A 25,858-nucleotide genomic window follows, 5' to 3' on the forward strand; every position below is an offset into this window, starting at 1 on the left:
GCGGGCCTCAGAGTTCGTCCGGGGACCTGCGGGCGGCACCCTTGTCGGCCGACTGGGCGAGCATCGCGAAGATCTTCAGCGCCGAGGACACCTCGCGCTTGCGGTCCTTCGGCTTCCAGCCCCGGGCTTCAGCCTCGGCCCGGCGGGCGGCCAGGGTGGCGTCGTCCACCTCGAGCGTGACGGTCCGGTTCGGGATGGAGAAGGTGATGATGTCGCCGTCCTCGACCAGACCGATGGTGCCGCCGGACGCCGCCTCGGGCGACACGTGCCCGATCGACAGGCCGGACGAGCCGCCGGAGAAGCGTCCGTCGGTGATCAGCGCGCACTTCGGGCCGAGCCCGACCCCTTTCAGGTAGGACGTCGGGTACAGCATCTCCTGCATGCCCGGTCCGCCCTTGGGGCCCTCGTAACGGACGACCACCACGTCGCCGGCCTGGATCTGGCCGCCGAGGATCTTCTCGACCGCCTCCTCCTGGGACTCGGCGACCTTGGCCGGGCCGCGGAACTCCCACTGGTCGGCGGGGACGCCGGCGGTCTTCACGATGCAGCCGTCCTCGGCCAGGTTGCCGTACAGCACGGCCAGGCCCCCGTCCGCGGTGTAAGGCGTAGCCACCGAGCGAATGCAGCCGCCCTCGGCGTCGGTGTCGAGGCTCTCCCAGCGGTTGCTGGACGAGAACGCCTCGGTGGTCCGCACCCCGCCCGGGGCGGCGTAGAACAGGTCCGCGTTCTCGGGCTTGACCCGTCCGCCACGGATGTCCCAGTCGTCCAGCCAGGTGTCCAGGTCGGGGGCGTGGACGGCGTGCACGTTGCGGTCGAGCAGGCCGCCGCGGTCGAGTTCGCCCATGATGGCGACGATGCCGCCGGCGCGGTGCACGTCCTCCATGTAGTAGTTGGCCGAGTTCGGGGCCACCTTGCAGATGCACGGGGTGACCCGCGAGAGCGCGTCGATGTCGTGCTGGTCGAAGTCGACGCCGGCCTCGTGGGCGGCGGCCAGCAGGTGCAGCACGGTGTTGGTCGAGCCGCCCATCGCGATGTCGACCCGCATGGCGTTGTTGAACGCCTCCTTGGTGGCGATCGACAGCGGCAGCACCGAGGCGTCCTCGTCGTCGTACCAGCGCTTGGCCAGGTTGACCGCCAGCTTGCCTGCGTCGGTGAACAGGTTGCGGCGGGCGGCCGAGGTGGCCAGCGTGGAGCCGTTGCCCGGCAGTGACAGGCCGAGCACCTCGGTCAGGCAGTTCATCGAGTTCGCGGTGAACATGCCCGAACACGAGCCGCAGGTCGGGCAGGCGTTCTGCTCGATGGCGGTCAGGTCGGCGTCGTCGACGTTCGGGTCGACGGCCTTGACCATGGCGTCGACCAGGTCGAGCCGGGTCTGCACGGTGCCGCCGTTGACCAGCGCCTTTCCGGCCTCCATCGCCCCACCCGAGACGAACACGGTCGGAATGTTCAGCCGCAGCGCGGCCAGCAGCATGCCGGGGGTGATCTTGTCGCAGTTCGAGATGCAGACCAGGGCGTCGGCGCAGTGCGCGTTCACCATGTACTCCACCGAATCGGCGATGATCTCGCGGCTGGGCAGCGAGTAGAGCATGCCGTGGTGACCCATCGCGATGCCGTCGTCGACGGCGATGGTGTTGAACTCGCGGCCCACGCCGCCGGCCTCGGCCACCGCTCCGGCGACCAGTTTGCCCATGTCCCGCAGGTGCACGTGACCGGGCACGAACTGGGTGAAGCTGTTGGCGATCGCGACGATCGGCTTGCCGAAATCGGACTCTCCCATGCCGGTGGCGCGCCACAGGGCGCGGGCGCCGGCCATGTTGCGGCCATGGGTCGTGGTACGAGATCGCAGAGCAGGCATGCGGAGAAGACTACGCCCGCGTAACCCGTCCGGATTCCAGCGGTCATCCGCTGACCCACAAGGGGCTAGCCTGAGCCGAATGAGCCGGCCCGACTTCTTCGCCCGGCCGCCGGAGTGGGCGAAGTTGGAAGGTCCGGACGAGCCGCCCGCACGGCAATCTCCCACGGTTTCCGGTGGGCGACCCCGTTCACGACGCTGGCGAAAGCGCCGGCTCAAGGGCCTGGGCGAACAGTCCGCCGGGCCCGACTTCCGCTGGCCCTCGGCGGCCCCGGCCCAGGGCGGAGCTCCGTCGGCCAGACAGAGCGGCGTGCCCGGACTGGACGCGCGGGCCGGCGCCGAGGCCAAGCCGAACAGTGCCGGGGCCAAGCCGAACGGCGCCGGGGACGGTACGGACGGCGTCCGGACGAGGGCCAAGAAGGGCAAACGTCGCGGTGCCCGGGCGGCCACCACGCCATCGACGACGCGACTCCCGCAGGCGTCGCGCGCACCACTCGAACGGCAGCGGCTGGTGCGTCGCGCCGCCGGGCTGCTCGCCCTCTATGTCGGCATCTTCGTCGTGGTGGTCGTCGCGCTGAGCCTGCTACCCGACGGCGGCCGGCGCACCCCGAACCCGCCCCGGACGCCGCAGCCCGCGCAGCCCGAACTGGCGGCGACCTGGTCGGTGCAGCCTGCCGAACTGCGGCCCGACCTGGGCGCCGGTGCGGAGCTGGTGGGTCCGGTCGACGGCACCTTCGATCCGAATCGGGTGGTGGCGATCGGCAACACCTGGGCGGTGCTCAGCGGCGACACCGAGGACCGCCGGATCGCCGTGCACGGCCTGGACGCCCGCACCGGAGAGGCGCTGTGGCGCACCGACCTGCCGAACGGCCTCTGCGCCGCGAGCCCGGTGAAATCGCGGCTGGTCTGTGCGGCGTCCACCGCCACCGACCCGGCGACCGGGCTGGGCACCCGATGGCGGATCTCGCTGCTCGACCCCGCCACCGGACGCGAAACCCGGGGCGTCGATTTCGCCGGCTGGCTCACCCTGATCCATGCCGACGGTGACCGGGTCATGCTGGTCGAGCAACGCCAACCGGCGCCGCACGCCGTCCTGACCGGTCTGGACGCCGACCTGCGGCAACGCTGGCAACTCGATCTGGCAGACCAGCCGCAGCATGCCGGCATGTTCAGCGACAACCGGATCTACTACCGCAAGCTCCCGATCCCGGACGGCCCGGCGCTGGACCGTCCGCGGATCAGGAAGGTCGGCGACGGGCTGACCGCGCTGTGGTCCGGGCAGACCACCGCCTTCGTCGACCTGCGCAGCGGGAAGCTGGCCGGCATGCCCCGCTGTTCGCGGCTGGTGGACGACGGCGAGCGGCTGTGGTGCAACGACGGTCCGCTCGCGGTCAGCTACAGCTACACGCTGCGCAAGCTGCACCAGACAGCCCTCAACACCCGGCTCGCCTTCCCCGACCGTGACCCGCGGGCGGGCGACGTCACCGATCCGGTCTTCCTGCAGTCCGACGGCAGGGCCGTCCGGGTCGACCTGGCCACCGGGAAGACTCTCGGCCCACTGGCGCAGACCCGCAACGGTTCAGCGTTCGGCATGATCACCTCGCCCAAGGCTGCCTTCGTCGCCGGGCTGACCCTGCTCTCGGATTCCTCAACCCTGTTCGCAGTGGACGCCCGGAACGGAAAGTTGCAGTGGCAGGGGCAGAAGCCGAGGTCGCTGGGCGATGCCTGGGCGTGGCGCGAGAAGCTGCTGTTCACCGACTCCGTCGTCCGGGTCCTCGACCCGGCGGACGGTAAGGAACAGGCGGCGTACCGGCAGCGGCACGGGTTGTACACCGTGCTGGTCGGCGACACCCTGGTCGGGATCGGGCCGGACGAGGTCGCTCGGCTGGTCGATCCCTGACCGGGATTCGCCCCGAATTGCTGTGCGTAGACTGTGGCGATGAGCGACTTCTTTCAGCTCTTCAATCCCGGGGCGCGGCATGTTCAGCAGCAGCGCGACCTGGAGAAGATGCTGGTGGTCGACTATCGCAAGGGCGGCTGGGGCCCGAAACCGCTCGATCTGGAATCCGGCAAGGTCACCATCGTGATGCCGAACCGGTTGCCCGAGACCCCGGAAGCCGAGGCTGAGGCTGAGGCGAGCGAAGATCCCGGATCAAACGCATCCACCGCTGGTTGAGCTTGTCGAAACCCCTCTCCAGGGCGCCCATGGCCAGGTCTCGACATGCTCGACCGACGAAAGCTCAGGGCAGTGGGTGCCCGGCGGCCCGATACAGCCGGTACCACTCCTCGCGGCTCAGCGTGACGTCGCTGCCGGCGGCGGCCTCGGCGACCCGCTCGGGTTTGGTGGTGCCCAGCACCACCTGGATGTTCGCTGGATGCCGGGTGATCCAAGCGGTCGCGATGCCGGTCGGCGTCACGCCGTAGGCATCGGCCAGCTCGTCCAGCACGTCGTTGAGTTCGGCGTGGTTCTCCCGATCGCCGATGAAGACGCCGTTGAAGAAGCCCCGCTGGTACGGCGACCAGGCCTGCAGGGTGATCCCGGTGCGGCCGGCATGGTCGAGAATGCCGTTGTCCCGGTCGATGGAGGCATCGACGCCGGCCATGTTGGTGGCCAGCCCCGAGGCGATGATCGGGGCGTGGGTGATGCTGAGCTGCACCTGATTGACGATCAGCGGCTGCTCCACGTAGGCCCGCAGCAGTTCGATCTGGCCCGGGGTGTGGTTCGACACCCCGAAGTGCCTGACCTTGCCGGCGGCCGCCAGCGTGCTGAACGCCTCGGCGACCTCCTCGGGTTCGACCAGGGTGTCCGGACGGTGCAGCAGCAGGACGTCCAGATAGTCGGTGCGCAGCGCCGCCAGCGACTCGTCCACCGTGGTCAGGATGTGCTCGGCGGAGAAGTCGAAGTAGCCGGGCCGGATGCCGACCTTGCTCTGGATGAGCAGCTGCTCGCGCTCGTCCGAGCTGAGCGACAGCGCCGTCCCGAACCGCTCCTCACACTCGTGCCGGTGGGTTCCGTAGATGTCGGCGTGGTCGAACATGGCGATGCCCGCCTCGCGGGCCGCGCCCACCAGCGCACGGATCTCGGCGTCGGTGAGTGAGGGAATCCGCATCAGCCCGAGGATGACGCTGGACGCCTCGAGCTCGGTCTGGGGCAGCCGGTAGGTCTTCACCGGTCCATTCAACCAGCGGTGCGCCGGTCACACCCCTTCGAGTCGGCCCGGACGCGCCTTGATGAACCACGACCAGAGTCGCCGTCGTGGATGTCCAGCCGGGCCGCGTCGTCGGGGTGCACCTCGACGAACGGCCCGGGATTCAGCTTGTTCAGCTTGGCGACCTTGCCGGTCTTGGTCAGGGTGTGCCACTGGTGCTGCACCCGTCCGGTGTTCAGCACGAACGGGTAGTCGGGGTCGGCGAGCTCAGCCGGTTCGACGTGCGGACGCGCGAAGAACACCGCGCGTCCGCTCGGGGTGGCGAAGGCGAGCCGGGGCCGGACGCCGTCCGGACGCTCCAGCGGCCGCTGACTGATCCCGTCGTTGAGGTAGCGGATCGGGTTGCGGCCGTCATCGGCCCCGCCGTCAGGGTCGACGGGCGGCGCCGGCCACTGCACCGGCGTCCGGGCCAGCCGGGCATAGCTGACGCCGCGCAGGTCGTAGCCGGTCTTCGGGTTCCAGAACTGCTTGAGTTCGTCGAACACCTCGTCGGACGAGGCGTAGTCGAACGCGTCGCTGTAGCCCATTGCGCAGGCCACGTCGGCGATGATCTGCCAGTCCGGCAGGGCTTCACCGACCGGGTCGGCGGCCTGCTGCAGCAGGGTCAGGTTGCGTTCGGAGTTGACCGCGACGTAGGTCGACTCGGCCCACAACGCGGCGGGCAGAAGCGCGTCGGCATAGGCGTTGGTCTCGGTCTCGGCGAAGACGTCCTGGCAGATCACCAGGTCGCAGGCCTGCAGCCCGGCGATGACGTTGGCCCGGTTGGGCACCGAGGCGGCCGGGTTGGTGCAGATGATCCAGGACGCCTTGATCGCGCCGGTCTGCATCTGCTGGAACAGGTCGACGGTGCCCGTGTTCGCTTCGCTGCGAAGCGTGCCCGGCGGCAGACCCCACGCCTGCTCGGTGAAGGCGCGGTCGTCGGCGTCCAGCACGCTGCGCTGGCCGGGGAGGCCCGGACCCATGTAGCCCATCTCGCGGCCGCCCATCGCGTTCGGCTGGCCGGTCAGCGAGAACGGCCCACTGCCCGGACGGCAGATGGCGCCGGTGGCCAGGTGCAGGTTGATCAGGGCGTTGGTGTTCCAGGTGCCGTGGGTGCTCTGGTTGAGGCCCATCGTCCAGCACGACATCCAGTTTCCCGCCTCGCCGATCAGCAGGGCGGCGCGGTGCAGGTCGGCCTCGTCGATGCCGGTCAGTTCGGCCACCACGGACGGCGGATAGTCCGCCAGGAACGCGGGCAGCTGCTCCCAACCTTCGGTGTACTCGGCGATGAATGCCTCGTCGCCGTGCCCGTTGGCGACCAGCAGGTGCAGCAGGCCGTTGAGCAGAGCCAGATCCGTACCGGGTTTGACCTGCAGGAACAGGTCGGCGTTGGCGGCGGTCGCGGTCCGCCGCGGGTCGACCACGATCAGCTTCGCGCCGGCCCGGACCCGGTCCATCATCCGCAGGTAGAGGATCGGATGGCAGTCGGCCATGTTCGAGCCAATCACGAAGAACACGTCGGCGTGATCGAAGTCGGTGTACGAGCCGGGCGGTCCGTCGGCGCCCAGCGACAGCTTGTAGCCGGAACCTGCGCTGGCCATGCAGAGCCGCGAGTTCGATTCGAGACGGCTGGTGCGAATGAACCCCTTGGCGAGCTTGGTGACCAGGTACTGGGCCTCCAGCGAGAGCTGTCCCGAGACGTAGAGCGCGACGGCGTCCGGACCGTCGGCGTCCACGATCGAACGCAACCGGCGTCCGAGTTCGGTGATGGTCTCGCGGGTGTCCCTCGGTTCGGGTTCGGCACCGCGGGCGGGCCGCACCATGGCGCGCTCCAACCGCCCCGGCGCGGCCAGCATCTCGGCGCTGGTGGCGCCCTTGGTGCACAGCCGGCCCCGGTTCGCCGGGTGCTGCTTGTCGCCGGACACCTTGGCGACCCGGCGGCGTCCGGTGGCCGGGTCGGTCTCGATCTGCAGCACTATGCCGCAGCCCACACCGCAATAGGAGCAGGCCGAGCGCACGGTGCCGGATTCGGGGCGGGTCACTGTGTCATGGTGAGCAGCGCGAGTTTCGCTCCCGCTTCGGGACTGTGCCGCCCGGGTAAACACGACCTCACCAGCCCGGACGCCGCAAGTGCGGCGTCCACAGAGATGTCCACAGCTGTGGAGAACTACAGCGGTGTGATTCGTTTCCCGACTCCCGGCCACCGTTGGTCGAGCTTGTCGAGACCCTGCCGCGCCAGAAACCGTCAGAGCCACCCGGCACAATGAACTCCCCGACGACCTCCTGGCGTCCCTGACGACTTCGAGAAACCCCACCCAGGCCATTGTAATCAAACATCTGTACTATTATAATGAGGGGATGGAGGCATCCAGCAGGCACGACACCGCACTGACCGACATGGTCACCGCGGTCGCCGGCCTGACCTGCGGTGATCCGGTCGAACTGATCGATCAGCTCACCGAACTCGAACGGCTCAAGAACGCCGCCGCAGCTGCCCAAGCACGATTGACCGTGGAACTACGGCAGGTCCGGGAAGCCGAAGCCCGCGCTACCGGCCGGAACGTGAAACGTGTCGCCGCTTCGGTGGCGGGTGAGGTCGGGTTGGCTCGGCACGAGTCACCCCACCGGGCCAGCAGCCTCGTTGGGCTGGCCGGTGTCCTCGCCACCGAGATGCCCCACACCATGAAAGCGTTCATCGCTGGGGACGTGTCGGAGTGGCGAGTCACGATCCTGGCCCGGGAAACGGCGTGCCTGTCCCGTGCCGATCGGGCCCACGTCGATGCCGAACTCGGACCTCGACTACGAGAGTTGTCGACCCGGCAGGTGGCGGCCGAAGCCCGCAAACTCGCCTACCAACTCGACCCGCACAGCGTCGTCGAGCGCATCGGGAAAGCCGAAGCCGACCGGAACGTCACCATCCGACCCGCACCCGACTGCATGACCCGCGTCTCCGCGTTGTTGCCCGCCGCGGACGGTGTCGCCGCCTACGCCGCACTCACCAGTGCCGCCGACACTGCCCGCGCCACCGGGGATCAACGATCCAGGAACCAGATCATGGCCGACGCCCTCATCGCCCGCATCACCGGCCAAGAAGAGGCCGGCCAGGTCGATGTCGAGATCCAGTTGGTGATCACCGACGAAGCACTCCTGGGCGACAGCGACACCCCTGCCCGCCTCAACGACTACGGACCCATCCCCGCCAGAATCGCCCGCCGACTCGCCGCCGACGCCATCAACACCGAGCGGGCCTGGATCCGCAGGTTTTATGTCCGCCCCGCAGACGGCCAGCTGGTCGCGATGGAATCAACCCGCCGGCACTTCCCGAAAGCGATGAAGACGTTCATCAAAACCCGTGACGACCACTGCCGCACCCCCTGGTGCGACGCCCCCATCCGACACACCGACCACATCACCCCCGTGCATGCCGGCGGCCCCACCAGCCTGGCCAACGGGCAAGGGATATGCGAACAATGCAACCAACTCAAAGAACACCCCGGCTGGCGACATATCGCCAGCCCTGACGGAACCATCACCATCCGCACACCCACACCACAGCCGACCACCCGACCTACCCCACGAGTTGCCGCCCATCCCATTCCCGGTCGATTTCAGATACGCCAGGCCTGCGGCTTGAGAGTGGACTGACTAGGGCTCACGGTCGAGTAGTCCGAGCGTGACTGTTCTGGCGAAGCAGTGATCCTGGCCGCGCCGCGCGGCCCGAGTCTTCGCCGCCGGCGGTCCGCGAGCCGGTGCCGCGGTTAACGTCGAGCCGTGTGCGCAGTTGGAGGACGCGAGGGCCACAATGGCGCAGTGAGTGAATCGGCTCGACACTCCGGCGCCGTGTTGCCGGCACCACCGCCCACCCGCATCCGGACCGCTCCGGCGCTTGCCATCACCGCATTGATGGGTGCGCTCGCCGCGATCCAGGCCAGGATCAACGGCCAACTCGGGGTGCGGCTGGACGACGGGCTGACGGCGGCGGCGATCTCGTTCGGCTCGGGTCTGGTGATCCTGATCTGCCTGGCTGCAGCGCTCCCCGACGGACGCCGCGGCGTCCGAACCCTCGTGCACGGCGTCCGCGACGGTCGGATTCCGTGGTGGATGCTGATGCCCGGCGTCGCCGGCGCTCTCACCGTCGCCACCCAGGGCTTGGCCGTCGGCATCATCGGCGTCGGACTCTTCACCGTGGGCTTCGTCGCCGGACAGGTGGTCTTCGGGCTGGTGCTCGACCGGATCGGCTTCGGTCCCGGTGGTGCGGTGGCGGTGACCCTGCCGCGGCTGATCGGCGGCGCGCTGGCCCTGGTCGCGATCGGCATTTCGCTGGCCGCCGGCGGCTCCGGGGCGGTGCTGTGGTGGCTGCTGATCCTGCCGTTCCTCTCCGGTCTCGCCGTCGCCTGGCAGCAGGCCGCGAACGGACGGCTGCGCGCCCGGGTGGGCAGCGCGCTGACCACGACGCTGATGAACTTCGTCTCCGGCACGGTGGTGCTGCTGATCGCGGCTGCCGTGCACGCTGTGGTCGCGCACCCTCCGGCGGCACCGCCCGGCGAATGGTGGCTCTACATCGGCGGCTCACTGGGCGTCATCTACATCTTCGTGTCGGCCAACCTGGTGCAGCACACCGGCGTCCTGCTGCTCGCCCTCGGCTCAGTGGCCGGGCAGCTGGCCATGTCGGTGGTGCTCGACGTGGCCTGGCCGACCCCGGCCAGTCCTGACCTGCCGCACGAGCTGGCGATGGTGGTGGTCGCCCTGCTCTCTGTTGTTGTGGCGTCCGTGCCGTGGGGACGCAGGCGAGCCACACTCGCCGATCGATAGTCGGCTGCGCCCCCGGTTGTTACCGTGGACGCATGCGACGCATCCTTCTGCTGCTTGTCGGTTTAGGGGTTTTCCTGCTCGGAGTGCTCCCGGCGTCCGTCGCGCGGGCCGACTCCGACGATGACCGGATCGACAAGTACACGGTGACCACCGATGTGGCGAAGGACGGCACCGCGGCCGTCCAGATCGCGTTCGACTTCAACTTCGGCTCCGACTCGGGTCACGGGCCCTACCTGACGCTCCCGCTGCGCCAGGAGATCGCCAACGACCCCGACCATTGGCGGATGATCGACATCACCCTCGGTCAGGTGACCAGCCCCTCCGGAGCGAGCCCCGAGGTGCAGACCGAGACCAAGGACGGCAACCTGCTGGTCCGGATCGGCAGCGAGAACAAGACCTACACCGGCACCCAGCAGTACGTGGTCAACTACACCGTCCGTGGCCTGATCGCCCCCAACCAGGCGCAGTCGGGGCTGGACGAGTTCAACTGGAATGTGATCGGCGGCAGCTGGGAGGTGCCGTTCCGGAACATCACGGCCACCGTCACCGGTCCGGTCGACGTGACCAGGGCGGCCTGCTTCGTCAACGGCAATGCCAATCAGCCGTGCAGCGATGTGAAGGAGTCCGGCAAGTCGGTCACCTTCACCCAGGAATCGCTGCCCAGCGAGACCTCGCTGCAGATCGTCGCCGGCTTCCCGGCCGGCACCTTCGTCGGTGCCGAGGCCCGGCTGGAGAAGCGGTTCTGGATCGGCAACATGTTCCCGGTCACCCCGCTGACCGGCGGCCTCACCGCGGCACTCACCGTCATCGGCCTGATCCCGCTGCTGCGCCGCACCCGCCGCGGCAGCCAGGACGAGGTGTACCTCGGTCTCACGCCCGGGGTGACCCCGGCGTCCGGGCAGCAGGTCGCCATCGGACACGGTGCGAGCAAGGCGCCCGTCGCGGTCGCATTCACCCCGCCGCGTGATGCCCGTCCGGGCGAGATCGGCGTGCTGGTCGACTCCACCGCGAACGACGTGGACATCACCGCGACCATCATCGACCTGGCCGTCCGCGGCCATCTGCGGATCGATCAGCAGGGCAAGAAGGACTGGACGCTGACCCGGCTCAACGGCGAGGGCAAGCTCAGGGGTTACGAGTCGTACCTGGTCAAGAAGCTGTTCCAGAACGGCTCCACGGTGAGCACGGACGACCTGAAGGATTCCGACTATTCGGGCACCCTGGAGGGCACCCGGCAGCGGCTCTACAAGAGGGTCACCGACGAACTGCACTGGTTCCGCCGCAACCCGGTGACGGTGCGCGGCGTGGCCATCCTGGGCGGCATCGGACTGGTCGCGCTGGGTGCCGTTCTCGGCTTCGGGCTGGGCTTCGTCGGGTTCGGCCTGCTGGGCCTGGCCGGAGTGATCTGTGGCCTGGTGATGCTGGCGCTCAACAACCGCTTCGGTGCCCGGACGGCCGACGGCTCGGCCGTGCTCGCCCAGGCGAAGGGATTCGAGCTCTACCTGACCACTGCCGAGGCCGACCAGATCAAATTCGAGGAGGGCATCGACGTGTTCTCCCGCTACCTGCCCTACGCGATCGTCTTCGGTGTCGCCGAACGTTGGGCGAAGATCTTCCAGGATCTGGCCGCCCGTGGCGTCTACACCCCCGACAACTCCTGGTACGTCGGCTACGCCTACGGCAACGTGCTGAGCAGCGGCTTCGTGTCGTCGATGAGCCAGCTGACCTCGACCATGTCGTCGTCGATGCAGAGCGCCACCTCGGCCTCCAGCGGCGGTTCCGGCTTCAGCGGCGGCGGCGGTTTCGGCGGCGGTGGTGGCGGCGGCTGGTGAGGCCGCTACGGTGACCCGATGAACAATCAGGTCACGCCGGTCAACGTCGAGTACGGCGACCCGAGCGTCGCACTACCCAACGAGATCCTTCGTTCGGTGGTCGGCAGCGGCGTGCACGGCATCGCCATCGCCGGCACCGACGACCATGACGAGATGGGCGTCTACATCGAGCCGCCCGAGTACGTGCTCGGGGTGCGGAAGCATCGCGACGACTACGTCTGGCGCACCCAGCCCGAGGGTGCGCGCAGTGGGCCCGGCGATACCGACCTGGTGCTGTACTCACTGGCGAAATACCTGCGGCTGGCGATCAAGGGCAATCCGACGGTGATGCTGCCGCTGTTCGCGCCGCAGGAGTCGCTGGTCAAGGTCACTTCGCTCGGCGAGGAACTGCGCGCGCTGCGATCGAGTTTCCTCTCCCGGCAGGCGGTGGAGCGGTTCCTGGGCTACATGCATTCCCAGCACGAACGGATGCTCGGCCAGTCCAAGCGGAACGTGCCGAACCGGCCCGAGTTGATCGCGAAGCACGGCTGGGACGTGAAGTACGGCAGTCACGCGCTGCGACTTGCCCATCAGGGCTACGAGATCGCCAGTGCCGGCAGGCTCACCCTGCCGATGCCGGACGCCGAGCGCGAGCGGGTGCTGGCCGTGAAGCGTGGCGAGGTGCCCCGCGACGAGGTCTCGGCCGAGATCGGACGGCTCGAGGCGGCGGTGCGCGAACTGCTGGATTCCGGACGCTGCCCGCTCCCGGTCAGCGCCGACATCGAGGCGATCTCGGCGTGGGCGATCAGCGCGCAACGGCGGCATTGGGGCTGGTGACCGGCCCCGGCTGGGTGGTAACTGTGCCCAGGTTCGCAGTGCCGTGACGGACGTAGCCTGCTGTGGGAACCAGCGCAGGAGGAGCCATGGAACCGGTGGCAGGAGCACGTACGTTCGCCGTATCCGGTGACGCCTACGACCGTTTCATGGGTCGCTATTCGCGGCCGCTGGCGGCCGAGTTCGCCACCTTCGCCGGTGCCGCCCAGGGCCAACGCGCCCTCGATGTCGGCTGCGGGCCCGGCGCGCTGACCGGGGAACTCGTCCGACGTCTCGGCACGGCGAATGTGGCCGCCTGCGACCCGTCCGACGCCTTCGTGGCCGCCTGCGCGGCCCGGCACCCGGGCGTGGACGTGCGGCACGGTTCCGCCGAGCAACTGCCCTACGACGCCGGCGAATTCGATCTGGTCACCGCCCAGCTGGTGCTGCATTTCGTCACCGACCCCCGCCGTGCGGCGTCCGAGTTCAGCCGGGTCGCACGGCCCGACGGGGTGGTGGCCGCCTGCGTCTGGGACTTCGAGCAGGGCATGGAGCTGCTGCGCGCCTTCTGGGACGCCGCGCTCAGCCTCGACGCTGGTGCGCCTGACGAGGCCCGGGTGCTGCGTTTCGGACGCGCCGGCGAGATCGCCGAGTGGCTGACCGATGCCGGCATCGGTCAGGTGGCCGAGACCACGCTCACCGTCGAGAGCGAATACCGTGACTTCGACGACCTGTGGATGCCGCTGCGAGCCGGTATCGGGCCTGCTGGCAGCTACTTCGTGGGCCTTCCGGATGCCGTCCGGCAGGCACTGCGGGCGGTGCTGTTCGAGCGCCTCGGCTCACCTGCGGGCGCGTTCCGGTTGCGTGCCGTGGCGCGGGCCGCACGCGGCGTCCGGACCGGCTGAAGCGGTCAAGGGTGGTGCTGCCCTGCAGAAGTGTCCCCGGGGCCTGACAGGATGCCGTTCAGCAGTTCTGTAAGGGGAGCGATGGTGTTCGAGCGTCTGAAATCCGCCCTGACCGGGCAGCCGGCCGGTCCGCATTCGCATTTGAAGGCGGCGTTGGCGCCGTTCAAGGCGGTCTCCGAGGAGTTGTTCGAGCGGGCCGTCCGGTATGTGCACGACGGCAGCGGACCCGAGATCCTGCTCGAGGTGGACGCCGCGCACCAGGCCGATCTCGACCAGTTGATGGGGCGGCCCGGCCAGCTGACCTCGTGGCGTCCGTGGGTTCCCGACCCGCTGAAGAAGCGGCTGGCCCAAGTCGGTGTCGGCGGTGATCCGCGTAAGACCGTGCCGCACGCGCGCTCGCAGTTCTACCGCGAGGGTTCGATCACGCAGCCGGAGTTCCTTCGTTTCGGCTACCTGCTGGCCGCGCTCGGCACCGGACCGAACCGGCGGGTGGATGGCGTCCCGGCCTGGCTGACCGCGTTGCTCAACGACCTGGCCTCGGTGATCGGCCAGTCTGCGCTGCCGCACCTGCAGTGGCCGCCGGAGCGGTTCGCCGACCTGTTGCGGCACGACGGCTGCCGCGAGCCCGAGATTCCGGCCACGGTGGTCCTCGCGATGTGCCAGCAGGAGAAGGTGTGGGGTTCCAGCATGGTGCAGCCGCACGAGCTGCCCGGCATCGACAACTACCTGCTGGGCTTCGGGCAGCTGATTCCGCCGGGGTCGGTGTCCAAGCTGACCGCCGACGCCCGGGCCGACTTCGCCCGCAGGCTGAAGGACAACCCGCAGCTGGCCGGTGTGCTGGCGCCGATCATCGCCCAGCTGGCCGCCGACCGCGCCAAGGGCGTCCGCACTGCTGCGATCGGCGTCCTGCCGATGCTGCCCGATCAGCTGCAGGCGGCCGTCCTGGCGCCCGTGTTGCTGACCGTGCCCGCCTCGGCGGCCGGTGAACTGGTCGAATACCTGTCCCGCACCCCGGCCGGTGGCGCGCTGCTCGACCAGGCGGTCGCCGCCGGTGCCAAGCTGGGTGCGGCGGTGCAGAAGGCGAACGCCCGCCGCGACGCCCTGCAGTCAGCGGCGACGCAGGTGCAGCAGCTGGTGCTGCCCGACTTCACCCCGTTCCCCGACCAGTTCGACGAACAGCGAGCCTTCGACGAATTGCGCCGCATGGTCGACGCCCAGATCGCCCGGCTGGAAGGCAAGGAACATGCCTGGAGCGTCAAGCGGCGCAAGCAGTTGCAGCAGATCTCGGACGCCGACCTGCGGCACATCGTCGAGGCGGCTGCCGGGCGACGGAACCCGCCGCAGGTCCTCGGCCAGTTCAACCTGACGCTGATCAGCCAGTCCGTCCGCTCGTTCAACCCGGTGCAGCTGATGCGACTGCACCGTCCCGACCGGAACTCCCGGCTGGGCTGGCTGATGCAGCCCCGCGCCGACACGATCACCGACCTGCGCCAGGTGGAGGACGCCGTCCGCCGCACCTGGAACACCCGCGAGACGCTCGAGCAGGTACCGCGGATCGCCCGGTCGTCCGACTGGTGGGTATCGATCGAACCCGAAGCCGCCTGGCCCTGGTTCGCCCAGCATCTCGACGTGCTGCAGACCTGGCTGGCCGCGTCCGCCCAGGACGCCGGCGAAGCCCTGGCCATCCTGGACGCCTTTCCCTCGCTGCCCGCGAACCTGCTGCCCAGCATCGCCGCGGCGGCCGTCGGCGAATCCCGCCGGAACCGGCCACCGGCCCAGGCCTTGCTGGCCAAACACGGCTTGGCCCGCGACCTGGCCGAGCAGGGGCTCACCGACGGGCGGGGTGAGATCCGGGCGGCGTCAGCATCCTGGTTGGCCAAAGCCGCCGACCCGGCGGCGGTTCCGGCGCTGCGAGCGGCGCTGGCCAAAGAGAAGCGCGAGGTGCCCCGGGCGGCGATGCTGAACGCGCTGCGCGACCTTGGCGACGACATCTCCGCCGACCTCGCCCCCGACAAGCTGCTCGCCGAGGCGAAGAAGGGGCTGCGGGCGAAGCTGCCGGCCACCCTGGACTGGTTCGAGTTCGACCAGCTGCCGGCACTGCGCTGGACCGACGGCGCCCAGGTCGATCCGGTGATTCCGACCTGGTGGGTGGTGCTGGCCAACAAGGTGAAGGACCCGGACGGCTCCGGCCTGCTCGACCTCTACCTGGGGCAACTCGATCCGGCGTCCGGTGAGGCGCTCGGCCGGTACGTGCTGGACAGCTGGATCGCCCAGGACACCCGGCACCCCACCGAGGAGGAGAGCCGCGCCCACGCCGAGACCGACGGGCAACGCCGCCACGACTGGGCCCAGAAGAACCTGCAGCGGGTACTGGCCAACCCGAACCAGTCGCAGTACTCCGATTGGGTGCACCAGGCTGCCGCCGTGCCGTTGGAACAGCACATCCGTGACTCCTACGCGATGCATCAGGGCACCTACCTCGGTTCGGCGTCCGCGAACCGGGGCCTGCTCGCGCTGACCACGCGCATGCCCGGCATCGAGCTGGCGAACGCCGTCCAGTCCTACATTCGCAACCACGGCGCCCGGCGGGCCCAGGTCGACTCGCTGATGTATCCGCTGTACGCCAACGGGCAGCCCGCCGCGGTCCAGCTGCTGCTGTCGATCTCGCGACGGTTCAAGCAGGCCAGTGTCCAGGCCACCGCGGCGAAGCTGGTCGAAAACCTGGCTGACAAGCGTGGTTGGACGGCCGACGAACTCGCCGACCGGACCATTCCGACCGCCGGCTTCGACGCCGACGCTTTGCTGCGGCTCGACTACGGCAGCCGCCAGTTCATCGGCCGGGCGACGCCGTCCGGGGCGATCGAGTTGAGCACCGCCGACGGCAAGACGATCAAATCGCTGCCGGCCGCTCGGGCCAGCGACGACGCCGACGAGGTCAAAGCGGCGAAGAAGCAGCTGACCGCGTCCCGCAAGGAGCTCAAGGCGGTGCTGACCCAGCAGACCGCACGGCTCTACGAGGCGATGTGCGCCGAACGCACCTGGACCGCCGCCGACTGGCGCGAGTTCCTGCTCGAGCATCCGCTGGTCGGGCAACTGGTCAGCCGGCTGGTCTGGCTGGAGAATCCCGGACCCGGCCAGCGGGCCTTCCGGCCCACCGAGGACGGCAGCTTGATCGACGCCGACGACGAGACAGTCGAACTTGGGTCTGCCGCTCGCATCGGGCTGGCGCACCGGGTGTTGGTGGGCGACGACGTGGCAGCGACGTGGAAGGCGCATCTCGCCGACTACGAGGTGACCCCGTTGTTCGCCCAGTTCGACAACACCGTCCCCGACATCGACCGCAACGCCACCGACACCTACGCGCTGCAGGGCCATCTGACCGACACCTTCAGCTTCCGCGGGGTGGCCACCAAACGCGGCTACCAGCGCGGCCCGGCCGAGGACGGCGCCTGGTTCTCCGAGTACACCAAGCAGTTCTCGGCCGCCGGGTTGACCGCCGTGCTGGAGTTCACCGGCAGCTACGTGCCGGAGGAGAATTTCGCCTGCGCCACCATGGGCCTGAACTTCCGTGGGGCACGGCGGCGCGCGGTGCGGCTGGCCGACGTGCCCGATGTGCTGCTCGCCGAGTGCTATGCCGACTACGCGGCCCTGGCCGCGCTGGGACCGTTCGATCCCGACTGGGGGAAGAAGACAGGGATATGACCGAATCGACCGCTGCGCCGGCCGCTGAACTGCGGCCGCCGGCCGAGACCCGCTACGCCGCCGAACTGGACGCCCTGGCGCGCGCCGACGCGGCCACCGGAGCGCCGATCCCGCCCGGCTGGCGGCTCAGCGCCCGGGCCGTCCGCGCGTTCGTGCTGGGTGAGCCGTCACTGGGCGTCTCGCGGAAGTTCTACGGCGACGACCCGCTGGTCGACCGGGCCATCGTGTCGCTGCTCGGACGGCAAGGGCTGATGCTGGTCGGCGAGCCGGGCACCGCCAAGTCGATGCTGTCCGAACTGCTGGCCGCCGCCATCTCGGGCACCTCGAACCTGACCATCCAGGGTTCGGCCGGCACCACCGAGGACCACGTCCGGTACTCCTGGAACTACGCGCTGCTGATCGCCGAGGGGCCGACCCAGCGGGCGCTGGTGGCGTCGCCGGTGTATCAGGCGATGGCGCGTGGTGCGATCGCCCGCTTCGAAGAGATCACCCGCTGCCCGGCCGAGATCCAGGACACCCTGGTGTCGATTCTCAGCGAGAAGCAGATCATGATCCCCGAGTTCGGCGACGAGGCCCGGCTGGCCGCCCGTCCCGGGTTCAACGTGATCGCCACCGCCAACCTGCGCGACCGCGGCGTGCACGAGATGTCCTCGGCGCTGAAACGGCGGTTCAACTTCGAAACCGTCCGCCCGATCAGCGACCGGGCGTTCGAAGCCGAACTGATCGGACGTGCCCTGGACGCCGAGCTCGGCCCGCGGCGTCCGGTGCTGACGCCGCCGGTGATGGAGGTGCTGGTCACCGCCTTCGCCGACCTGCGCACCGGACGCACCGACGCCGGTGCCCCGGTGAAGCGTCCGGACGCGGTGATGTCGACCGCCGAGGCGGTCAACGTGGCGATCGCGGCGTCGATGGCCGCCACCTACCTGGGCGACGGCACGGTGCGCTCCGGCGACATCGCCCGGCAGATCGTCGGGGTGGCGCAGAAGGGCGAAGAAGAGGACGCCCGGCTGGTCCGGCACTACGTCGACAACGTGGTCCGGCAGCGGGCTCGCGGGAACCCGCACTGGCGGGAGTTCTTCGACGCCGCCGAGGGGCTGTGGGGCTGACCCGGCGATGGTCGAGCTTGTCGAGACCCCTGCGCTACCCGAGCGACTGCAATTAGCCCTGGCAGCACACGCTCGCTGGCGCGACGCCGGAATCCACCTGGTCGGCGTCCGGCACCACTCGCCCGGCTGTGCGGCGGCGCTGGCCGCGCTGCTCGACGAGGTGCGACCCGCGGTGGTGTTGATCGAAGGGCCACGCGAGTACACAGCGCTGCTGCCGGCGTTGGCCGATGAACGCACCAGGCCGCCGGTGGCGATCCTGTCGGTCGGCGAACGGACCAGCGGCTTCTATCCGCTGGCCGATTTTTCTCCGGAGTGGGTGGCGCTGCGCTGGGGGACGGCCAGCGGCGCCACCGTGGACTTCATCGACGCCAGCTACGCCGACATCGCCGATCCGGACGGCACCGAGGTCCGCACCCTGCAGGCCGAACACCACCTGGCCCGCAGCGCGCTGATCGCCGCGGTCGGCGACCGGCTCGGCTGCCGTGACCATGACGAGACCTGGGAGCACCTGTTCGAGGTGCGCTCCCCGGAGGCACTGGCCGACTGGCGCCGCTTCTTCGCCGACACCCTGGCCTGGGGTGCGATGGCCCGGCTGGACGCCGACCGCGAGCTGCTGGACGCCGACGGCACCCACGCCCGCGAAGCCGTGATGGCCGCGATCCTGGACCGCTACCGTGACACCTCCGGTGGCGTGGTGGTGGTCACCGGCGCCTTCCACACCCTGGCCCTGCTCGACGTGCTGGAGAACACCCCCGAGGCGGCCTGGGTGCGGGCCAAGGCGGGCGCCGCGCTCGACCCGAAGCGGGACGCCTGGCTGATCCGCTACGACTTCGACCGGCTGGACGGCCTGCGCGGCTACGGGGCCGGCATGCCCGCACCCGGGTTCTGGCAGCGGGCCTGGCAGGCCCGCAGCGACGGGATCGACCCGCGCCGGTTCGCCACCGAGGTGGTGCTCGAGGTGGCCGAACGGCTGCGAACGACAGGCGAACCGGCCGGTTCGGCGACCGCGATGGACGCCGTCGGGCACGCGCTGCGGCTGGCCGAGCTACGGGGCCGCGGCTGGCCGGGACGCACCGACCTCACCGACGCCCTGCTGAGCTGCTTCGTCAAGGACGACCTCGGCCTGTCAGGTGCGATCGGCGAAGCGCTGCGCGGCGTGTTCGGCGGTCCGACGCTCGGTCAGATCCCCGACGGCCTGGCCGCCCCACCGCTGGTCGCGGAGGCCCGCCGGGAGGCGTCCCGGCTGCGTTTCGTCATCGACGACGCCACCCCGCGCCAGGTCAGCCTGGACACCCAGCGCAAACCGTCACACGTGAAACGGCGCGAGTTCCTGGCCCGGATGCGGTTCATCGGCTCGGGGTTCGCGCGGCAGCTGGGCGGCGCCGACCTCGTCCAGGGCACCGGCGCCGGACTGCTGTTCGAGGACTGGGAGTACGCCTGGACACCGCTGGTCGAGGCAGCCCTGATCGCCGCCTCGGCACGTGGCGCGACGATCGCCGAGCTGGTCCGGGCAGGGGTGTCGAAGCGGCTCGACGACGAACACCTCGGGGCGGGACGGGTGGCCAGGCTGATCACCGAACTGCTGGTGATGGGCGAACCCGACGCACTGCGCCCCGCACTCGATGCGCTGCGCCGCTGCTACGACGACGAGGTGCACCTCGGCTCGGTGGTGGCCAGCCTGCATGCGCTGGTCAGCCTGTCGGCCGCGCAGGGTCGGCTGTCGTTGGGTGAACATGGCGACACGGTGGCCGAGCTGATCGGCACTGGTTTGGCCTGCGCGGCGCATCTGATCGCGCCGCTGTCCGGGCTGCGGCCCGAGGACCAGCCGGGTGCCTGTGACGACCTGATCGGTCTGCGTTCGCTGCTGCTCCGGCTGGAAAATTCCTCGTCGGCCGAGACTCCACCACTGCGCCGCGAGTTGCGGCTGCTGCGTCGCGACCCTCGCACCCCGGCCCGGCTGCACGGCTGCTTGCTCGGACTCGGCTTCTCCGACGCCGAACTGGACGCCGATGAACTGGCCCGGGCGTCCGCCGCGCATCTGGCGCCCGGCGCCGACCCGGAGCGGGTGGCCGACTTCGTCCTGGGTCTGCTGCAGGCCGCCCCCGATCTGTTGCTGCACACCCCCGAGCTGGTCGAGGCGCTGAACGCCGCGCTCGGCGCGATGGAGCCCGAGGCGTTCCTGACCGTGCTGCCCGACCTACGTCGCGCGTTCACCTGGCTGAAGCCGACCGAGACCCACGCGCTGGCGGCGATGCTGGCCCGGCTGACCGGAGCCGCGGTGACCGAGCTCGACACGGTGCTCGAGGCCGATCCGCTGCTGGCCGAGCGGGCGGCGTCGGTGGAACGCGACCTGGTGGCCTCGCTGCGGCGGGACGGGCTGACCGAGTGGGTGGCGTCGTGACCGCCGAGCAGAGTCGGCGCTGGCGGCTGGTGCTGGGCCGCTACGCAGAATCCAACCTGCCCCGGGGTGGTGGCGACGCCGAACTCGACCAGGCACTCGGCTACCTGTACGACCGGGAATACACCGCCCGCGGACACCGCCACGCCAAGGGCGGCGGCGGCTCGCTCGACCCGTCGGCGGTGAAGGCGATCAACTGGCTGGGCAAATCCCGCGGGCTGTTCCCGGCGTCCACCCTGGAACGGCTGCAGGCCGACGCCGTCACCCGCTACGGCCTGGACGACCTGCTCGCCGACCCGGCCACCGTCGAGTCGCTGCAACCGAACAAGCAACTGGCCTCCGCGCTGCTGCGGATCAAGGGCAAGCTGAGCCCGGCGGCCGCCGACGGGCTGCGTGCCCTGATCGCCCGGGTGGTCGCCGAGATCGTCGAACGGCTCAAACCCCGGTTCACTACGGCACTGACCGGCACCCGTGATCGCTCCCGGCGCACCCCGCACGCGTCGCTGGCCAACTTCGACTGGCGGCGGACCATCGCCGCCAACCTGGCCAACGTCGACCCGGCCACCGGCCGGATGATGATCGACGACATCCGGTTCGCCGCCCGGAAACGGCGCAGCAACCTGCACTGGGACGTGATCGTGCTGGTCGACCAGTCCGGTTCGATGGCCGACTCGCTGCTGCACGCCGCGGTGTCGGCGTCCATCCTGTCCGGGCTGCCCGGGGTGAGCGTCCGGCTGATCCTGTTCGACACCAGCCTGGTCGACCTGTCGCACCTGGCTCACGACCCGGTCGAGGTGCTGCTCACCGCGCAGCTCGGCGGCGGCACCAACATCGCCCAGGCGATGCAGCACGCCGAAACCCTGGTCGGGCAGCCGTCCCGGACGGTGGTGGCGCTGATCAGCGACTTCGAAGAGGGCGGCTCGGTGTCGGCGCTGCTGGCCAGCGTGCGCCGGCTGGCCGGCGGCGGCGTCCGGCTGCTCGGGCTGGCGGCACTCTCCGACGAAGGAGAACCCTGGTACGACGCCACCACGGCCGGACGCCTCGTCGCGGCCGGCATGCCGGTGGCGGCGATGACCCCGGACCGGTTCGCCGAATGGCTGGCCGAGGTGATGGCATGACGGGACTGATCCGATGACGGGCCTGCCCGGCTGGCTCGCCGGCTACCGGCTGGACGACGACGCGCTCGCGGTGCTGGCCAACCGCGGGCTGGTCCGCCGCGCGGCCAAGGAGGTGGCCCGGATCGAACTGGATTCGGCCGCCGATACCGCCGTCGAGCTGCGCTACGTCGGGACACCGCCGGCGCAGGTCCGATTGCTGCCCGGTGGTCCACGGAATGCGACCTGCGGCTGCCCGGTGGCCGGGGTCTGTGTGCACATCGTCGCGGCCTGTGTCTGGGCCCGCGAGAGCTCGCCGGTCGAGGCCGCCGAGACCCAGCCACCGTCGGCCCGGGTCGCAGACACCCAGCCACCGTCGGCCCGGGTCGCAGACACCCAGCCACCGTCGGTCGAGCTTGTCGAGACCCCACGCGAGGACGGTTTCGACAAGCTCAACCAGCCAGACGTCGAGGCCCAGCTGCTGGCCCTCAACCCCACGGCGGTCAACCGTGCTGCCGGTATCGCTGCCGTCCGCAAGGTTGCCGCCGGAGTCGAGCCGACTCCCACCACTATCAGCCTCCGCGGCGGCTCGTTGTACATCTCCTGGCCCGGTTCACCCGACATCGTCGCGGTACCGGATGGCGGATTCGCCGGCATGCTGGTGGCCGGCAGCCACAGCGATACCGCAGAGCGGGCCTGGCGGCTCGAGGCGCTGGTCCGGCTGTTCGCCGCCCACGATCGGCGGTGGACCTGGCCCGACAAGGTCGACTCGCCGGACGTCGTCCACCCGGGGCAGCGCGAGGCGATGGTTCAGGCCAGGGACACCATCGAGGCTCTGCTGCAGGCCGGGCTGAGCCGGGTCGGCGCGGACGGCGTCCAACGGCTCACCGCGGCCGCGCAGCGGGCCAGGCTGGAGGCGTTGCCGCTGCTGGCGACCCTGCTCACCCAGGCCACCGGACGCGCCAACGCCCTGGCCGGACGCGCCGACGACACCTCTGAGCGGCAGCTGCTGGACGCCCTCGCCCGGGCCTGGACGCTGGCCGTCGCACTGCATGGTTCGGCACCACCGCTGCCGCCGCAGCTGGTCGGCGGACGGGGCGCCGGCGAAGCCGCCGACACCGGGGTGCTGCTGCCGCTGGCGGTGCGCTGGTGGACGGCGCCGTCCGGCGCCCGCGGGCTGACCGTGACCCTGTGGGACACCGACCATCACCGACTCGAGACGGCAACCACCGGGCGGGCGGCCGGCTCCGACCCGTCGTTCAACCGCTCCTGGGATGCCCCGCTGCTGTGGGGCGTCTCGGCCCAGACCCTGGCCGGCGGCCTGTTCACCCTGCACGGCGCCGAACGCCGCGACGACGGCACGCTCAGCTCCACCACCCGCACCCGCGCCACCCCCGGTGACCGCTTCGCCGGCACCGCCGTCGATCTGGACCAGCTGGCCGAGGCGATCCAGGGTTCGGCCCGTGCGGCTGCCGCAACCGGCTTCCTGCCGCCGCCCGCGTCACTGCGGCTGGTGCTGCCCCGACGGCTGCGCGGGGTGGGCGAGCCGGAACTCGACGAGGTCAGCCAGGAGCTGGTCTGGCCGCTCACCGACCGGGGCGGCGTGCGCCATCTCGCCCGGCTGCCCGCCACCGGCTCGGAGCAGGACGTGATCGGCTGGCTGCTCCGCGACGCCAAGCAGATCGCCGCCGTCGTTCTCGACGACCAGGACCGGCCGCTGTCGGTGTTCATCGTCGAGCAGGGACACCTGCGGCTGATCGCACCGTCGCTGACCCCGTCCGAGCGGGCGATCCGCCGCGGCTGGCTGGCCCGGCGACAACCGAAGGATCAGCGGCCCCGCGCCCACACCGGCGAGCAGCAACGCCCCGACGGCCCGCTGGTGCAGCTGACCGAGGCGGTGCTCGACGTCTGCGAGGCGCTCGCCGCCACCGGACGCCCCGCGCTCAGCAACCGGCAGCGCGACACCCTGCAGGATCGGGCCGGGCAGGCGTCCAGTCTCGGCCTGAGTTCACTCGCCGCCGCGATCGAACCACTGCTGGCCGACCGGGTCACCCCGTCCGCGGTGCTGCGGGCCACCCTGGTGGCGACCCGCACCCGGGCACTGGCCGGCGACTGATTCAGCGCTGATCGACCGGCACGTACTCGCGCTCGACCTCGCCCACGTAGACCTGGCGCGGGCGTCCGATCCGGGTGGCCGGGTCGAGGGACTGCTCGCGCCAGTGCGCGATCCAGCCGGGCAGCCGTCCGAGGGTGAACAGCACGGTGAACATGTTCACCGGGAAACCCATCGCCTGGTAGATCAGGCCGGTGTAGAAGTCGACGTTCGGATACAGCCTGCGTTCGACGAAGTAGTCGTCGTGCAGCGCCGCGTCCTCCAGGGCCAGCGCCAGGTCGAGCAGCTCGTCCGAGCCGGGCCGCTCGCGCAGAATGGCGTCTGCGTGTTGCTTGACGATCTGGGCGCGCGGATCGAAGTTCTTGTAGACCCGGTGCCCGAAGCCCATCAGCTTCACCCCGGAGGTCTTGTCCTTCACCTTGCGGACGAAGCTCGCGGCGTCCTCACCGCTGTCGCGCAGCTGCTGCAGCATCTCGATAACCGCCTGGTTGGCGCCGCCGTGCAACGGGCCGGAGAGCGCGTTGGCGCCGGCCGCCACCGACACGTACAGGTTCGCCCCGGACGAGCCGACCAGCCGCACCGTCGAGGTGGAGCAGTTCTGCTCGTGGTCGGCGTGCAGGATGAGCAGCGTGTCCAGCGCCCGGACGACGGTCTCGTCGAACTCGTAGGGCCTGGTCGGGCTGCCGAAGCTCATCCGCAGGAAGTTCTCGATGTAGCCCAGCGACTCGTCCGGGTACAGGGTGGGCAACCCCAGCGAGTTCTTGTATCCGTAGGCGGCCAGCGTCGGCACCTTCGCCATCAGCCGGTAGGCGTGCTGCTCGACGGTCCGCTCGGTGAGCGCCACCGGCGGCATCGCGAAGGTCGACAGGGCGTTGAGGCCCGCGGTCAGCACCGGCATCGGATGCGAACGCCGTGGGAACAGCCGGAACATCTCCTTGAGCCGTTCGTCGAGCAGGTAGTGCCGGCTGATCGAGTCGCTGAACTCGGCCAGCTCGGACGCCGTGGGCAGCTCGCCGTAGAGCACCAGATACGACGTCTCGAGGAAGGTGGAGTGCTCGGCCAGCTGCTCGATCGGGTAGCCCCGGTAGCGCAGGATGCCGGCGTCGCCGTCGATGTAGGTGATCGCCGAGCGGCACGACGCCGTGTTGCCGAACCCGTAGTCGAGGGCCACATCACCGGTGCTCGCCAGCAACTTGGAGACGTCGTAGCCGTCACTGCCGGCGGTGGCCGGCACCCGGGGGAACTCGCAGGATTGCTCGTCGCGGACGTATCGGGCTGCGCTCATTCGCGAATCCTTCCGGGGTCGAAGATCGGCAGGGCCGAGGGGCTTGCGGCCACCCTACTACCGCTCCATCCCGAGTTATTGACAGATCAACAACCTCGGCCTATAGTGATGATTGTTTAGTTTTCAAACACACTCGAAAGAGGCGCTCAGATGTCCGGAATCGCTGATCTCAAGGGAACCTACGTTCTCGACGCCAGCCACAGCCAGCTCGGCTTCGTGGCTCGGCACGCCATGGTCACGAAGGTTCGTGGCAGTTTCAATGAGGTTTCCGGCACCGCCACCCTCGACGGCGCCAACCCGTCGGCCTCGACGCTCAGCGTGACCATGCAGGCCGCGTCCGTCGACACCCGCAGCGAGGGGCGCGACGCGCACCTGCGTTCGGCCGACTTCTTCGACGTCGAGCAGTACCCCGAGATCACCTTCACCGGTACCGATTTCGTGGTCGACGGCGACGTCATCACCGTGACCGGCGACCTGACCATCAAGGGCGTCACCCACCCGGTGACCATTCCGTTCGAGTTCCAGGGTGCGGCCACCGACCCGTTCGGCAATCAGCGGATCGGCTTCGAGGGCTCCGTGGTCGTCAACCGCAAGGACTGGAACCTGAACTGGAACGCCGCGCTCGAAGCGGGCGGCGTCCTGGTGAGCGAGAAGGTGACCCTCGAACTCGAGGTATCCGCCATCAAGCAGGCCTGATCCCGCTCCCGACACGGGCCCGGGTCGGGGGGCCGAGATGCCCGTGGCGAGTGTGATCGTGGCGTAGTGCCCGGCGTGGGGCG

Annotated in this window: 17 protein-coding genes; 13 read left to right on the forward strand and 4 right to left on the reverse strand. The window is 70.0% G+C overall.

Annotation, left to right across the window (positions count from 1 at the left end):
- Nucleotides 1–7 precede the first annotated feature (7 nt).
- Complete coding sequence (ilvD, locus tag QM624_RS09330; RefSeq protein WP_415091087.1) at nt 8–1,855, reverse strand: dihydroxy-acid dehydratase; 1,848 nt, start codon at nt 1,853–1,855, stop codon at nt 8–10.
- 79 nt (nt 1,856–1,934) lie between these two features.
- On the opposite strand from ilvD, the gene QM624_RS09335 reads away from it, so the two are divergent.
- On the forward strand, nt 1,935–3,752 hold the full coding sequence (locus QM624_RS09335; protein ID WP_415091089.1) for a PQQ-binding-like beta-propeller repeat protein: 1,818 nt from the start codon (nt 1,935–1,937) through the stop codon (nt 3,750–3,752).
- A gap of 39 nt (nt 3,753–3,791) precedes the next feature.
- Entirely contained in the window at nt 3,792–4,028 is a 237-nt protein-coding gene (locus QM624_RS09340) for a DUF6191 domain-containing protein (RefSeq protein WP_415091091.1), read from the forward strand.
- Between the two features lie 64 nt (nt 4,029–4,092).
- Here the strand turns inward: QM624_RS09340 and QM624_RS09345 are convergent, their stop codons facing one another.
- Together QM624_RS09345 and QM624_RS09350 are read right to left on the reverse strand one after the other, a co-directional pair.
- On the reverse strand, nt 4,093–5,022 hold the full coding sequence (locus QM624_RS09345) for an aldo/keto reductase (protein ID WP_415091093.1): 930 nt from the start codon (nt 5,020–5,022) through the stop codon (nt 4,093–4,095).
- Nucleotides 5,023–5,030: 8 nt separating this feature from the next.
- Complete coding sequence (locus QM624_RS09350) at nt 5,031–7,082, reverse strand: molybdopterin oxidoreductase family protein (RefSeq protein ID WP_415091095.1); 2,052 nt, start codon at nt 7,080–7,082, stop codon at nt 5,031–5,033.
- Between the two features lie 316 nt (nt 7,083–7,398).
- Here QM624_RS09350 and QM624_RS09355 point away from each other — a divergent pair, with 316 nt between their 5' ends.
- The 10 genes from QM624_RS09355 to QM624_RS09400 all read left to right on the forward strand — a co-directional run bounded on the left by QM624_RS09355 (nt 7,399) and on the right by QM624_RS09400 (nt 23,797).
- Nucleotides 7,399–8,685, forward strand: coding sequence for a DUF222 domain-containing protein (locus tag QM624_RS09355; protein WP_415091097.1), 1,287 nt, complete (start codon nt 7,399–7,401; stop codon nt 8,683–8,685).
- Nucleotides 8,686–8,850: 165 nt separating this feature from the next.
- A complete protein-coding gene (locus QM624_RS09360; protein WP_415091099.1) occupies nt 8,851–9,852 on the forward strand; it encodes a DMT family transporter in 1,002 nt (333 codons plus the stop codon).
- A gap of 32 nt (nt 9,853–9,884) precedes the next feature.
- Entirely contained in the window at nt 9,885–11,684 is a 1,800-nt protein-coding gene (locus tag QM624_RS09365) for a DUF2207 domain-containing protein (protein WP_415091101.1), read from the forward strand.
- Nucleotides 11,685–11,702: 18 nt separating this feature from the next.
- The gene (locus QM624_RS09370; protein ID WP_415091103.1) at nt 11,703–12,500 is read left to right on the forward strand and encodes a DNA polymerase beta superfamily protein; all 798 of its coding nucleotides are present in this window, start codon (nt 11,703–11,705) and stop codon (nt 12,498–12,500) included.
- 95 nt (nt 12,501–12,595) lie between these two features.
- Entirely contained in the window at nt 12,596–13,381 is a 786-nt protein-coding gene (locus tag QM624_RS09375; protein ID WP_415091105.1) for a class I SAM-dependent methyltransferase, read from the forward strand.
- Nucleotides 13,382–13,462: 81 nt separating this feature from the next.
- Entirely contained in the window at nt 13,463–17,083 is a 3,621-nt protein-coding gene (locus QM624_RS09380) for a DUF4132 domain-containing protein (RefSeq protein WP_415091107.1), read from the forward strand.
- Nucleotides 17,080–18,189 carry an ATP-binding protein gene (locus QM624_RS09385; RefSeq protein ID WP_415091109.1) on the forward strand — a complete coding sequence of 370 codons (1,110 nt, stop codon included), beginning with the start codon at nt 17,080–17,082 and terminating at the stop codon, nt 18,187–18,189. The genes QM624_RS09380 and QM624_RS09385 overlap by 4 nt, the downstream gene beginning before the upstream one ends.
- 7 nt (nt 18,190–18,196) lie before the next feature.
- The gene (locus tag QM624_RS09390; protein ID WP_415091111.1) at nt 18,197–20,590 is read left to right on the forward strand and encodes a DUF5682 family protein; all 2,394 of its coding nucleotides are present in this window, start codon (nt 18,197–18,199) and stop codon (nt 20,588–20,590) included.
- The gene (locus QM624_RS09395) at nt 20,587–21,705 is read left to right on the forward strand and encodes a VWA domain-containing protein (RefSeq protein ID WP_415091113.1); all 1,119 of its coding nucleotides are present in this window, start codon (nt 20,587–20,589) and stop codon (nt 21,703–21,705) included. The genes QM624_RS09390 and QM624_RS09395 overlap by 4 nt, the downstream gene beginning before the upstream one ends.
- 13 nt (nt 21,706–21,718) lie before the next feature.
- Nucleotides 21,719–23,797: a hypothetical protein gene (locus tag QM624_RS09400; RefSeq protein ID WP_415091115.1), complete on the forward strand. Its 2,079-nt coding sequence runs from the start codon at nt 21,719–21,721 to the stop codon at nt 23,795–23,797.
- 1 nt (nt 23,798) lies between these two features.
- Here the strand turns inward: QM624_RS09400 and QM624_RS09405 are convergent, their stop codons facing one another.
- A complete protein-coding gene (locus tag QM624_RS09405; RefSeq protein WP_415091117.1) occupies nt 23,799–25,079 on the reverse strand; it encodes a citrate synthase in 1,281 nt (426 codons plus the stop codon).
- Between the two features lie 150 nt (nt 25,080–25,229).
- Between QM624_RS09405 and QM624_RS09410 the strand changes: the two genes are divergently transcribed.
- The gene (locus QM624_RS09410; RefSeq protein ID WP_415091119.1) at nt 25,230–25,775 is read left to right on the forward strand and encodes a YceI family protein; all 546 of its coding nucleotides are present in this window, start codon (nt 25,230–25,232) and stop codon (nt 25,773–25,775) included.
- Nucleotides 25,776–25,858 lie beyond the last annotated feature (83 nt).

The sequence above is a fragment of the Micropruina sp. genome, from assembly GCF_047606365.1.
Lineage (GTDB): Bacteria > Actinomycetota > Actinomycetes > Propionibacteriales > Propionibacteriaceae > Micropruina.